General features: G+C 53.5%; 7 protein-coding genes. 4 read left to right on the top strand and 3 right to left on the bottom strand.

Annotation, left to right across the window (positions count from 1 at the left end; all coding sequences use genetic code 11):
* Window positions 1–634: 634 nt before the first annotated feature.
* Window positions 635–2569: a carbohydrate-binding protein gene (locus tag RIB44_06320; GenBank protein MEQ8616191.1), complete on the bottom strand. Its 1935-nt coding sequence runs from the start codon at window positions 2567–2569 to the stop codon at window positions 635–637.
* A 2-nt stretch (window positions 2570–2571) separates the two neighbouring features.
* Here RIB44_06320 and RIB44_06315 point away from each other — a divergent pair, with 2 nt between their 5' ends.
* Window positions 2572–2808, top strand: a complete 237-nt coding sequence (locus tag RIB44_06315; GenBank protein ID MEQ8616190.1) for a hypothetical protein — start codon at window positions 2572–2574, stop codon at window positions 2806–2808.
* A gap of 657 nt (window positions 2809–3465) precedes the next feature.
* Here the strand turns inward: RIB44_06315 and RIB44_06310 are convergent.
* Both RIB44_06310 and RIB44_06305 read right to left on the bottom strand, forming a co-directional pair.
* Entirely contained in the window at window positions 3466–5550 is a 2085-nt protein-coding gene (locus RIB44_06310; GenBank protein ID MEQ8616189.1) for a serine/threonine-protein kinase, read from the bottom strand.
* 6 nt (window positions 5551–5556) lie between these two features.
* The gene (locus RIB44_06305; protein ID MEQ8616188.1) at window positions 5557–6147 is read right to left on the bottom strand and encodes a sigma-70 family RNA polymerase sigma factor; all 591 of its coding nucleotides are present in this window, start codon (window positions 6145–6147) and stop codon (window positions 5557–5559) included.
* A gap of 289 nt (window positions 6148–6436) precedes the next feature.
* Between RIB44_06305 and RIB44_06300 the strand changes: the two genes are divergently transcribed.
* The 3 genes from RIB44_06300 to RIB44_06290 all read left to right on the top strand — a co-directional run bounded on the left by RIB44_06300 (window position 6437) and on the right by RIB44_06290 (window position 13589).
* Complete coding sequence (locus tag RIB44_06300; GenBank protein ID MEQ8616187.1) at window positions 6437–10183, top strand: G8 domain-containing protein; 3747 nt, start codon at window positions 6437–6439, stop codon at window positions 10181–10183.
* A 137-nt stretch (window positions 10184–10320) separates the two neighbouring features.
* On the top strand, window positions 10321–12228 hold the full coding sequence (locus RIB44_06295) for a DUF1592 domain-containing protein (GenBank protein ID MEQ8616186.1): 1908 nt from the start codon (window positions 10321–10323) through the stop codon (window positions 12226–12228).
* Complete coding sequence (locus RIB44_06290; GenBank protein ID MEQ8616185.1) at window positions 12225–13589, top strand: DUF1552 domain-containing protein; 1365 nt, start codon at window positions 12225–12227, stop codon at window positions 13587–13589. Before RIB44_06295 ends, RIB44_06290 begins: the two co-directional genes overlap by 4 nt.
* Window positions 13590–13836 lie beyond the last annotated feature (247 nt).

The raw sequence follows: 13836 nt of genomic DNA, 5'->3' as shown, positions 1-13836 counted from the left end.
CACAAGAGATTCCCGAGGCATAGGATTCTCCGCGGGAGAGGTGACTCTTTTGTCAAGCTTTTCAGCTTGAGTCCCTCGGCAACGCCCACCCCCACTACTTGTTGTTCAGACCTAACTACTTTCATCATGGAGTCTTCAGGAGTAATCCATGGCCTTCCGCTACTGGACCAGCCGGTGCAGTTGTGGAAGCACATTTCCGGGCCCATACGTTCGGCCTCGCTAATTGTGTGCCTCATTAGCTTGCGCCACTCCTTACCCATATACGTTACGGGGCCCTCAGACATTCGCCATTAGATATGGAAAGCTTGAAAGCCCCCAATGCCTGCACGCTTCATCGCTTCCAGGTCGGCTGTAATGCCTTCCGCTGAAACGTATCCGTTCATCCAATGTCACCATGTAATGCGGTTTCGCAGAATTAGGCGATGATTGGAATCCCTCTCCTAAAGATTCCCTGGCGGTCAGGTTGGATACGGTGGCTCCAAGTAGAACCAATAATGTCACAAATAGTTTGACAATACCGCTGCTAGGCAATCAGTTTCTAAGCGTTGCAGTCATGACGTCTTCCAGGCCGGGACAGGTAGATGTGGGGCTGCGGTTGTAAATCGAGTGCTTCCTTGAACAAGACGGAGACGTTCTATTTAACTTTTGCGACATAGTCTTCGAGCAGTTTTCGCACATCATGGACAGTAGCTTGTCGATATCCAGGAGTTGCTGAATTACCGCCAGTGATCCAGTAGAACATCATCCCAGCGTCCGAAATATCGAACTTGCCATCTTGAAAGCCGACCACCGAATCTTCTTCGGCAATCTTTCCATGTCGCCACAGCTCTCGAATGCGGCTGTCTTCGTGATCCCTAGCCCAGTGGAAGGCCCAGAGCGGTCTTTGGAGCCCCCTGCCGAGATGCGCGTCGTATCCGTTTTGGTCAGGAATGCGCACCACTTCGGTTCCAAACTCGAGAATCTGTCTCCATTTGAAATAGTCACCGCTATCGTCGTTTGCCAGATGGTGAGTTAGAAGTTTGACAAAGGGGACTTTTGCAGGATTGGCTTTCTTCAACGCATAGCCAATGATGTCGGGTTCACCCGCTTCAAGAATCCAAAGTGGGTCTTGCTCGGACGAGGCGTTTATTTGGTCGACGAGTCTGTAAATGGCCTCTGATTGCTGGGTTCTGCAATTCCAAAAAGTAATGTGCTCGAATCCGCCCCATCTGGTCGCAGTATCTTCGCACGTGGCTTGCAACAGTTTTTGTCTGTTCAGTTCATCTTTTGCAGAGATATTGCTTGCTCTCACCAGGTCGCAGCTGTGGGCAAAGTAGGCGAGTCGGTCAGCGAGGTTAGCAGCACGCAACATAGCAAGGGCAGCTGCCGACCCTCCGAGATCATCTGGGTCAGGTGAGTTGCCGTCTGCCAAGTAAGCGACTCGACCTGCAGGTGGGCGTACGGGGGTTGTGGGCAATCTCTCGTCAACAGAGACACCGGACCTGATAATGAAGTCTCTAAGGTTGAACAGGTTTCTATTGCCGCCCCGAAAGACCAAGAACAGATCCTTCTTGCCGCTTGCACCAGCCAGGTTCGCGCTAGAAAGCTCATAGTCATTCCAGGTTTGAGTCTTGTGGATGTCAATGGTACCCAATAGTGTGCCGGTCGCTGAACCAGTGCGTACTTCAATAGTGCCTCCCTCAGGACTCGCGCTGGCCGACTGCACTTCAATGCTCCGGCCCAGGCCGGTTCCAAAATCAAAACTTTGGAAACAGATCCAAGATTCATCTTTAGTATTACTGATGTGAGATTTGTTACTCTTAATAATCGTGTCGTTGCTGGCGTGGGATTCCCTATCGAAACTGGCAGCGTTGATTTTCTTATCAAGATCGTCGGGAATCGGAGGTATGCCGTCCGTTTTGCTCGATTCCTCGCTGCTCAAGGTCTGGGCGGCTCGCTTAGATGCCGACGTATGGCGGAACATAGCCCGGTTGATTCGAAAGGACTTGGAGCGACCAGAAATGACCAGGGTGTAGATTTCGCCAGATTTGAACTTATAGAGCGCGGTGCGTTTATTCTTTTTTCCACCGGGATCGAGGCGGCCGCCAGTGAAATGATAGTCCCCTGAAGCCCACTCCCAGGCATCGCTTTTGCCCCCAAAATACTTTGTGTCACTTTTCAGCAAACTGAGAGAGGCATTGCCTTTGGGGACGTCGTGTGGTCCTGGGGCCGCGGTGTAATCCCCAACTACGCGAATGTAACAATCATTTGCCCAGTCTGTGTGCCCTTTGACTGCCATCTTTGCGCAGTGAAGATCGAACAGGTACGTCCCCCCCTTGTTGATCTTGAAATGATAAAACAATGGAGAGACTGCCGCCCCAAGACTGTAATCATTACCGGTGAACTCCATGTAGCCACTACCGGAGAAGCCAGCAAGAGTTGTCTTCTGCTTCCAGAGTCCGTAGGGCGAATTGGTGCTTTCAATCTCAAAGATGACCACCCCATCGGATTCGTTGTAGACTTCCGCAGCGATGACACACCTGAGCAGGGAAATGATGAATATCCCTGTTAGCAACGTGTTCTTAATCACTAGTGAAATCATTCTGCAGCACCATCAATCCCATTCAAGCAACCTCCGCACTCACCGAACTACACCGCTCCACCGCGCCAGCAGTCGTGCACGAGTTCAAACAGATCGACAAACACTTCACTTCCTTACTCTTTCTTGTACACGTTGCCGGATGCAACTTTTGGGGCCACGTTCAATCGCTTAGTAAGTTAGGCAGCCAGATCCACTTGCTCGGCATCGTCGGCAAGGTTCCTTTGTAGCAACTGGGCGCCCTGATAGTCGTAGAGTTCCCTCCCAACGACCTTTTGGCTGTGCGATTGAATCAATTTCGTATAGCGTCAGAAATCATTCCACAGACTGTAGGCAATGGACGAACCCGAACCTAGCAGTTGGAAATCCGAGGAGCCCCAGTGGATTCACTATCCAATGAAACCTGAGGGCCACCTATCATAACGCCACGATTGCGTAGAAATGGACAGAGATTCCAGCCAAATAGCGTGACTCATTGGCTTTACTTTCAGATCCTGATATCAATCACGTCACTCTAACGACAATGGGCTGATTCAAGTAGTTCGCCCAGAACAATTACGTGTCCATGCATACCCAATACCCTACTAGAAATCCACAGTCGGGCTAATGCCAAGCGGTCGGTAGCTAGGCAGCAGGAGCTCACTTGAATGTTTACTATTTACCTCATTCACTGTGTTGCGCAAGTGACGATGCTCGATCCACACTACTCCTTTGCAATAACAAAATGCAGTGATTTCTTGCTGCATACATCGAGATTACAAGTGTTGGCTGGAGAGAAGAGGGTATTGAACCTTGAATAGCGTTTTGAAAACAATAACTTGGTACTGGATTCGTTCGCATTGCCTCATAACCTCGAGGCTGTCGGTCCTTGCCCATGTTGGTAGCTCTCAGTCCACTCCATCATTGTTTGTTTGCCACTCTTCGGTAGATATAGCTCGCACCAACTCGCCTTCGTCGTTGAATAAGTGCATCCAGAATTCTGAGAATTGGTTTTCAGTTCCGCTCACGATAGGCAAGTGGGTTAGACGAAAGGTATCTTTGTTCATCAAGGCATCAGAAGGAACGTCGTATAAACTGAAAAGGGCGGTGCCGCAATCGAATTGGCTATCGTTTGAGGTTATATCGAGGCGAGACCTGTCATCCGAGTAGATGAGCTCAAATGCGACCTCGCCCTCAAAAGTGCATGTGTCTAGTAGCAGTCGACCTTCCATCGGTGCGGTAATCTCGAAACCAATCTGGCTTTGGATAGTCGTTTCGTCGAGCTCTAGGAGGATCGAGTCCGCCGACTCAACATAGAATGCCGTATCCTCGGAATCGAGTCGACACTGACTGATGGTGCAATGCGACTCGGCCAGGCTTAAACAGCGGCGATGGCCCGCATCAATCTCGCAATCTTGGAGCGTGATACTACCAAAGGCGCAAGACAGAATTGGCTCCATTACTTCCAGCGAGTCTTCGTCAGCTGGGCCGATGTCATCATCAGTCTCAATGCGCAGGCCCGCCAATACGAGCTCACCCTCTTCGCAATGAAAAGCCGTCTCGTCGGGTTGGCCTCCGAAAATCAAAGTTGGCTCGAAACCTTCCCCAGCAGCAATCTTCATGGAACGCCCTTCGAGGTGGATGGCCTCAAGGCGGTATTCTTCGTTGGAAACGAGCATGATTTCCAGGTCGCCTTCGCGCTGCTCGATATGGTCCATTAGCTCAGTAGCGTTCTCCGCCCTATAAGCAGAGGAAGTGGAGCGCCCACTGACCATGACTAGAACCAAACCGAGAAGCAAGGCTCCAGCGATAGCAGCGATGCTAATCAGCGCCCGAGAGCGGTCGTTCGCAAGCGACCTTCCTGCCCCAGGAACTACAGCAGGCCTCTGCCGATCTCTGAGCATTCTCGCTACCGACGCTGCATCGGCTGGTCGTTGCGCGGGATTCCTGGCGTGTAAGCACTCGACTAACCCAGACAACCAAGCGGGAACTTCAGACCTAGCGATTCGGATCGGCGTGGGCGGTGTTGTCGCAACGGCATGAAGCGTGGAGGCAATCGAGTTACTCGCGTACGGTGGTGCACCCACGCACATGTGATAGATCACGCTGCCCAGGCTAAATAAATCTGCCCGAAAGTCTACCTCACCGCCATCGATCTGTTCAGGAGCAAGGTACTCGGGAGTTCCGAGCAGGCTGCCGGTCTGCGTAAGAATGTCATCCGAGTTTCGACGAGCGAGTCCGAAATCAGTCAGCTTCACGCGGCCCGTTCCCCGCTCGATGAGAATGTTGGCAGGCTTGACGTCACGGTGGACAACCCCTTGGGCGTGGGCCGCGGAAAGTCCGTCAGCGATCTGCGCAGCCAATGCACCAATCTCATCGATGTCGCGAGGTGGCTCAGTCTCAAGTTTTTGCTGCAGGGAATCGCCATCGACGAGTTCCATGACCAAGTAGGGCAATTCCCGAATCTTAGAAACCGCGTGAATCGAGACGACGTTGGGGTGGTTAATCGACGCGGCTGTACGCGCCTCACGTAGGAATCGCTCGCCGTTCGATTCACCGGCTAGCAATGCGGGCGACATCAGTTTCAAGGCAACGGAACGTTGCAGTTTGCGATCGTAAGCTTCAAACACAACTCCCATTCCGCCACGCCCAACGCATCTCACAAGATCATACTCGTCAACGCGCCCCAGGCTTTCGTCACCAACGTCGATCCAAGGGCTAAGGTCTTCGAAGCGTACCGCGCTCGGCGTCCCAGCAGAGGAAGGCCGCTCTTTCTTAAGCTTGCGAAGGCGCTCTTGAAGAACCACGGACTCTTCGTCGGAGACTTTGTCTTGCAGCGATTGGGCCGCTTCGAGAGACCCACCACCGAGTTGCTCGATTAGCGTTTGGCACTTGGTACAGCGATCGACATGGGTGAAGAGGAGCGCTTCATGCTCTTCTGATTGCTGACCACGACAGAGTTGGCGGAGCGTTTCTTCCGTAGGACATTCCATAAACAGCTACCCGCCGATCGAGTCATCTACGGAGGCAATCTTTTCACGAATACGCAACAACACGCGGCTCTTGGCGACATAAACAGCACCAACTTTCATACCCAAGGCAGCAGCGACGGTCGTGGGGGTTCGGCCTTCAACGGCTGTCGCCCAAAAAGCCTCCCAAGATTGCTCGTTGACCTCGGCACGAACCAACTCAGCCGCCCATCGAAACATGTGGCTACGGTACTCGCTTTCCCATTGGTCGGCAAGTTCGTCGGGTGCTGTTTGTTGCTCTAAGACTCGCAGATTGGCTGTGTCACCGGTTCCTCGAGCCTTACCTTTCTTGCGTACGAGATGGCTGAGCTTGTATCGCGCGATGACCAGTAACCAGTTGCGGAATCGGCCTAGTTCCGAGTCGTAATCGAAACGCTTGATACTGCACGCTACCTCCCGCAGCACATCTTGTGCGAGATCAGCGGCGTCGGCGTCTTGAAGTCCTCGTCGGCGGCCGTATTGACAGACCAGCGGACCGTAGATATCGACGAACGCAGTCCAAGCCTCAAGGTCGTCCGCATCACGGACGCGGAAAATCAAGCTCTGCTTGGTCGTCAGCAAAAGCGAATTCCTTAGCTTGCTCTAATTGCCGCTTCACGGGCCTGTGGCACTCGCGAAAGCCGATTGAAGATTTCTTGAAAAATCGTGTTAGAAAGCCGCAACTCGTGTGCAACTAAGTATAGCCCGCCACAGTTGGGAAACAAATTGCCATGATTGGCTCTGTTTCTAGCGGAAGGCTGAATACCCGTTCTGATCAAGATCGCTGGGAGAGTCCCTCACCTTGGATCGCCTAACAGGAATTAAGACTTGGGCCAACTACTTTTCACCGAGAACAGAAAGAGGCAAAAGCATGTGTAGGAACACACGGAATGACTTTGATTCGTTGCCTTTCTTTCGCCGACAGCCCCGCAAAATACCAAAGTTCGTGCAAAAGCCTTTTCGCTTTGAGAATCTAGAAGCCCGAATGATGCTTGCGGGCGACACGATGCACGATGGAGATCACAACGGCGATGGAAATATCAGTGGCGCTGACTTTCTTCAATGGCAGCAGACCAGCACGACGGAAAATACTTCGACTGCGCAGACGGAACTAGCAGCCTGGGACGCCAATTATGGAGCAAACCATGGCGGTGGGAATCATGGCCACACAGGCCATCCCGCGAATCCGGCGGCGATGGCTCTCGTATCGCTCGATCAAGCGACTAATACCGTCGTCGCCTCGGGCAACTGGTCGGATCCGAGTGTTTGGCAGAACGGGACACTGCCTACCGCCGGGGCAAGGATTGTCATTCCTGAAGGGATGACTCTGACCGTCGATGGACAGATCGCTGAAGAATTCAAAACCATTCGCATTGACGGAACTCTACAGTTCGCCACGAATACGAACACCGAGTTGCGTGTCGATACGATCGTCAGTTCACCGACGGGCTGCTTCGTCATGGGAACCTCGACGAATCCGATTGCTGCCAACGTCACGGCTCGCGTTGTCTTCACTGATGACGGAGCCATTGATCAGAAATGGGATCCCCAACAACTCAGTCGCGGTGCGTTGCTGCAGGGACCGGTCGACATTCACGGTGCTGAGACGACGCACCGGGTCACCCTGGCGAGCCACCCCGCCGCTGGTGCGACCTCGATTCAGTTAAAATCTGTTCCAACGGGTTGGAACGTCGGCGACCAGATTGTGATCACGGGGACGCAAGGCTCGACGAGTGACGAAGTGCGCACGATTCAGTCCATCGATGGCACGATCGTGCAGCTCAACGAGGCTTTGCAACTTGATCACATTCCACCGAAGACGGATCTCAACGTGTATGTTGCCAATACGACACGCAACGTTGAGTTCGTCTCAGAGAACTCGGAGATCCGTCGTCGCGGCCACATCATGTTCATGCATCAATTGAATGTGAACGTAAAGAACACCAGCTTTAACGAATTGGGGCGCACTGATAAGTCACGCGAGCTCGACGACCTCTTCTTCGAATTCGCTGAAGATGTCGTTGGCAACGAAACCAGTGCAGGCGTGGTGTTCACCACAGAAGCAGGTGAAAGAACCAATATGCGTGGTCGCTACGCAGTGCACTTCCACCGTGGTGGGAACGACCCGAGTAGTCAGCCGGCCCTGATCGAGTGCAGCGTGGTGAACGGTAGTCCCGGCTGGGGATTCGTGAACCACTCCGGGCACGTGAACATGGTCAACAACGTTTCCTACGGTGTAAAGGGAGCCGCGTTCTACACCGAAGCGGGAGACGAAATCGGCTCGATGGTTGGTAACATCGCCATCCGCACGGTGAGCCCAACATTCACACTAGATGACGGAGGCGCTATCGATCCCGACCTGGAGGCTCATGTGCAAAGCTTCGGGGTGGATGGGGACAGCTATTGGCTCTCCGGCCACTTGGTAAGCATGCGAGATAACGTGTCTGCAGGTGCTTCAGGTCACGGAATCATTATCTGGAGCGATGGCCTCGTGGAGGAAGATCGTGGCCGCGCGACAGTGAAAACTGCAAACATCGCGAACGGACATCTGATCACTGGCCGTGAGACGATTCCGACTTGGTGGGCACCCTTGGCAGAGATCAGCAACAACGAATCCTATGGAGCGACCGTTGGCTTCCGCTCGCGATATGTCCACTCATCGGTCTACCTCGGCGAGATCGGTAGCCCCTTCCACGCGAAACCAAACCAGGCCTACATCGACACGCTTAACCCGGTGGTCGATGGCCTGACGGTGTGGGGATCGCGCGACGGCGTGCTGATGAATTACAACGAACGAATGTCGCTTAAGAATGCACGACTGATCGGTATCGGCGACCCGTGGGTACAAAACGGAGGTACGGCAGACACGGGTGTCGGAATCGACATGTACAACGAAGTAAGCCGCGGCCCAGGCGTGATCGAAAATGTCAGCATCGAAGGCTACGGCGTTGGCCTACTTGCTCCACGTCAAGATGATTGGACGGTCAGCAATCTGCAGCTCGCCAATACGACTGACCTGGTGATCACCGAGGCCCGCCAGTCGGCACGCAAGTTGAACATGAACAACGTCACCTTCGAGAGCCTCGATGGCACGGCTGTTCAAAACACGGCTGGTCAACGGAGGAATGTCGTCATGGAAGCGGATACAGGAGGCGACGGTTACCAGCCGTATTTCTTCTTGATGTCTGATCGGATCCAACTCAATGGACAGTCGTTGTACTTCGACCAGCAGGCGGATGACCATGTACCGGTCGAGTCGTCCGATCCAGAGAGTGTCGTGCCCATCCCGCAAGAGTTCGTGGGACTGACGAATCAACAGCTCTGGGATACCTACGGAACCTCGTTTGGCGGAGCGATCCTACCGAGTGACGCAATGCCGGTAAGTTTCATTGACGGCGGAGTGGTTGGCAGTGCACCGGCAACAACGCCCACAACTCCACCGCTTTACGACATGACAAACGAGGGGGGCGACGGCATCTTGGTTGATCCTGGCACACTCACCAACTTTGATGGGGCAACAAGCAATTCTTCCGGCGAAGCAGAAAGCTCACAGGCTTTGAACAGTGGCGAAGTGTCGAGCGGATCATCCACACTGGAAGCACCGGCGTCCGATTCAGATTCAGACGAAGAGGAACCACAAAACGAAGCCGATGAGGTCGATGCGTCAAAAGTTCTTGAGACGGATCCTGACGACGCTGCTCACGATACCTCGGATCCAGAATTCGCTGATCCCGAGGACGACATGGACTCAGACGGCCAGTTCGACGCGGAGATGGATCTCGACGATCCTGAACGCATCTGCGACGACGAGGACATCTGTGAGGAAGATGACTTAGAAAGTGACACTCAAGATGATGAAGAAATCGATGAAGATGAGGACCCGGAGGAGCTAAGCTCCGACGATGAAACGGATGAATCCGAAGAGGAAGAGCACCTCTGCGATGACACGGATGAGAATGAGGCCGACGATGAAGAGGATTTGAGCGAGGATACTGAAGAAGACGAAACCGAGGAAAGCGATGATGACGGTTCGGATGAGGTCGTCCCCGTCGAGGCTACTCTGGTTGGAACCGACGAGTCGGAAAAACTGCAAGGGTTTGAATCCGACGACACAGTGACCGGCGGCGGCGGAGCCGATCTCTTCCCGCTGACCACTGGCAATGATGTCATCACTGATTTCAATCCGTTTGAAGACCTTCTCGACGTTGGCGACTTCGCACGTGAATCCGACGGATTCGCAACCTTAACCTCGCTGGAGGACCTTGCCGCGAATTCCATAGAGACGACCATTGATGGCCAATCGGCTCTGGTGATTGATGTTGACGGAGCCTCAGGCGAGTCGACGACTTCGCTGATCGGGGTGACCATTGACGCGTTGACCTCTGACAACGTGTTCTTCGGTCTTGGTGACGACTCAATCCCTCCATTAGCTTTCACGCATTTCGCCACCACAACTGTTACCCTCAGTGACGGCACGGTTGGGGAGAGCGAAGCCCACGATTTAGCGGCGCACCCGCTGCCGTTCGAGTTAGTCGAAGGGGATGGAGATACTCTGAGGGAATTTACCGAGGGAATTGGCGGCCTGGCGGCACTTGATTCGGCATTCGCCTCAATCTAGCTGGCCAGAACTCTGGCACGTCGTAATGTGCCGCTGAGGGGGGAGGGGTGGCTACGCACACAAGGTAGCCACCCCCTTCCGCCTTGCGATGCTCTGCATTAGCCATAGAAACTCTCCGCAATAATTCCGGTGTCACTGTGAATATCACCTCACGATTCCGTGCAAGATCACGAATTCTACTTGCATCTCTGGCGGGAATTTCCTGCGCGGTAGCTTCCACCGAAGCTGCTTCTGCGGGAGACAAGTTGCGTCCCTTTATTGAGCGTTATTGTTGGGAGTGCCACTCGAGCGATCACGCTGAGGGAAATGTTGACCTGGAACTCTTGCTTGCTCAGCATCCGCTCGTTGTCCACGGCAAGACTTGGCGACGAATCTCCCAGTTGGTCGAGTTACGGTCGATGTCTCCCGAGGAAGCGGATCAGCCGACCAGCCACCACCGTAAACGGTTTGTCGAACTCGTGTCGCAAGAGCTCGACCAGTTTGATTACTCCAAAGTCCGTCATCCAGGCTATGAGCCAGTTCGCAGGCTTACTCATCGGGAATACAACAACACACTCCGCGATCTGCTTGGGGTCGACCTGCGTCCTGCCGATCTTTTTCCACGGGAGTTGAAGGGGGAAACCGGATTCGACAACGCTGCAGCCAACCTCTCTTTGCAGACGTCACTGATGGAGAGGTACATCGCCACAGCAGAACGTGTGGTTGATGCTGCAATCCCGCTAAGGAAGGATCGGATGATTGATGCGAAAGCTCGGAAGGCACTCTTCAGCGGAGGCGACATAACGACTCTCGAGGATTCACGAGCCAAAGAGGCTCTAACGCGTTTCATGACGCGAGCCTTCCGAAGACCGCCAGACGAGTTGGACCTACGTCGCCTGCATGACGAATACGAGCAGTCGAGAGCAGGTGGACTGTCTCCTCTTGCTGCCGTTAAAGAAGGATTGCCGAGCATTCTAATTTCCCCGAATTTTCTAATGCGAATCGAAAAGACTACGAAACATCAAGAGGCGACGCCGATCACCGACTGGGAGTTGGCATGTCGTCTGTCGTACTTTCTGTGGTCTTCCATGCCTGACGAGGAGCTGCTTCAACTCGCAGCCAGCAATCGTCTTGGCGAGTCGAATAACGTTCGGAAGCAACTCCAGCGGATGATCCAGGACAAGAAGGTCGAAGCTTTCTTTGAGTCTTTCACTGGCCAATGGTTGTCAACGCAGCTCGTAGGTCGCGAAATCCGTCGTGACCCGATCGATGAGCCTTGGTGTACTGATACACTCATGGATGCGATGCGGCAAGAGACCATGATGCTGTTCATGTCGATCGTCCGTGAGAATCAGCCTCTGACTGAGCTACTCGACGCCGATTACACTTTCGTCAACGAAGAACTGGCGAATACTCTCTACGAGATCGAAGGCGTTCAAGGGAAGGACCTGCGTCGCGTAAGTCTTGCTCATCAGGATCGCCGTGGAATCCTAGGTCACGCGGGTGTGCTGGCCGTCACCTCAAATTACGACGAGACAAGCCCCATCAAGCGTGGTGCTTACATTCTCGAGAACCTACTCGGCACTCCGCCCCCACCTCCCCCACTCGAAGTCGCCGAACTGGATGAAGAACTCGAAGAAGACGATCGACTGACTTTCGCTCAGAAACTACGCCGCCATGCTGACGATCGGCGTTGTGCGACCTGCCATCAGACGATTGATCCTCTAGGAATAGCACTTGAAGACTATGGTGCCTTTGGCCGACATCGTGGAGAGCATGGCGAGAGCTTGACGCGCGCAACGCTTGCCGACGGCTATGAGGTATCTGGTCTCCAAGGATTGAACGAGTATTTGCTCACCCAACGTCGCGAGGATCTAATCCGCAATTTGGTCGTCAGAACGCTGGAATACGCGCTCTGCCGACCGGTGGAGTACTACGACGAGCCGGCCATTCGCAAGATCATTGAGCATGTCAAAGAGAACGATTTGAGAATGCAGTCGCTATTGGAAGGCGTCGTTACCAGCTATCCCTTTCGCTACCAACAAACAGAAAGAGCGAAGCCATGACAAACGAATCCTTGAGAAACCAAGTCGAGATCAGTCGTCGATTCATATTGAAGACCGCCAGTGCTGCGGTGTCCCTTCCTCTTCTTGATCAACTACTGTCACCTGCATTCGCCAAGCCCACTGTCTCAGCGTCACCACGACGGTTGATTTATTTGTACTTTCCCAACGGAGTTGCCGAAGGGACATGGCATCCCAAAAAAGTGGGACACGATGGAAAGTTGCTTGAACTTAACAGCTGGATGAGCCCACTCGAGCCATTTAAGGACGATTTGACCATTCCCACCAATCTCTGGATGCCTGAGGGTGATGGTCACGTGGAAGGTCCGCCGAACTGGCTAACGGGCAAGGGATATGTGGGGGAACACTCACGTGCCGCTGGGGTCTCCGTTGATCAAGTCGCCGCGGAAGCGATCGGCGATCAGACGCTACTACCTTCATTGGAACTGTCGTTACAAGGCCAAGGCTTCTTCTCCAACTCCTTGCCTCGCAATGCGATTTCATGGAATCGACAAGGGGTACCACTCCCTCGCGAAGTCGAGCCGCGTGCGGTTTTTGATCGCATGTTCCGCCCACCATCGGGTGGAGCAACCACAGCCGGGGTGCTTGATGAGGTACGCGATCAGGCACGGCGACTACGCAAGCAGGTGAGTCGACAAGACCAGCACCGAATTGACGAGTACTTCCAATCAATTCGTGCGCTCGAAAAGCGGATCGAATTCGCGAATCGCAGATCGCACGAAATGTCCGCTGACCAAACTCTTACCGACATGTTTACTCCGCCAGCCCCTGGAATTCCAGCGGAGCACGAGGAATACGTCCGACAGATGCTCGACCTCATCGTTTTGGCGCTGCAGTCTGACGCAACAAGGGTGGTGACGTTTATGCTCGACCATGGACAATCTAACCGTTACTTCAATTTCATCGACGGCGTGAAGGGTACGTGGCACGCACTCTCTCACTACCGCGACGCTTCAGGCCGAACCGATGACGACGATGGCAAAACACGGTGGCGTTCAACGAAAGAGAAACGTGCCATGTATGCCAAGGTGAATCGCTGGCACCACCGTCAGCTCGCTTACCTACTAGCCAAACTGAAGTCGATCCAAGAACCAGATGGACGGACATTGCTAGACAATAGTCTGATCGTCTACGGAAGCAGCCTCGGTGACGGCGACACCCACGGCAATGAAGACCTGCCAACCCTTATTGCGGGGCGTGGCGGAGGAACAATTGAGGCAGGAAGCCAAATCCGCTCTCGTCGCCCTGTCGACATGGCAAGCCTGCATCTAACAATGCTCCAAAGCACAGGGATCAATGCCAGGAGATTCGGAACAGCCAACAGACCCTTAAGTTTGTCCTGACAGTCTGAGAACTGAGATGTGATCAGTTTGGCAGCTTCTTGTTGTACGTGACCTTGTAAAGAGCCAGAACGTGAGCTCTGTTGCAGCGGCAGGTCAAACTCTTGTGCCACTGCTTGGTGCAACTTTAGAGAATAGGCATATCGTTGACCGCCACTAGCTGATAAGCCAGTGATTGAGTGTGGAACACCCTCAAATAAAGTCTACAATAAGGCCACACAAGCATCCCATCGTTCTAAACTAGTCAATA

This window comes from Lacipirellulaceae bacterium (genome assembly GCA_040218535.1).
In the GTDB taxonomy this organism is placed as follows: domain Bacteria; phylum Planctomycetota; class Planctomycetia; order Pirellulales; family Lacipirellulaceae; genus Adhaeretor.
The sequence above is the reverse complement of the archived record's forward strand: the minus strand, read 5'-3'. Positions and strand labels throughout refer to the sequence as shown.

Coding starts and splice junctions, on each gene's coding strand:
- RIB44_06290 (MEQ8616185.1), top strand. CDS start 12,225: ATGACAAACGAATCCTTGAGAAACCAAGTCGAGATCAGTCGTCGATTC.
- RIB44_06310 (MEQ8616189.1), bottom strand. CDS start 5,550: ATGGAATGTCCTACGGAAGAAACGCTCCGCCAACTCTGTCGTGGTCAG.
- RIB44_06300 (MEQ8616187.1), top strand. CDS start 6,437: ATGTGTAGGAACACACGGAATGACTTTGATTCGTTGCCTTTCTTTCGC.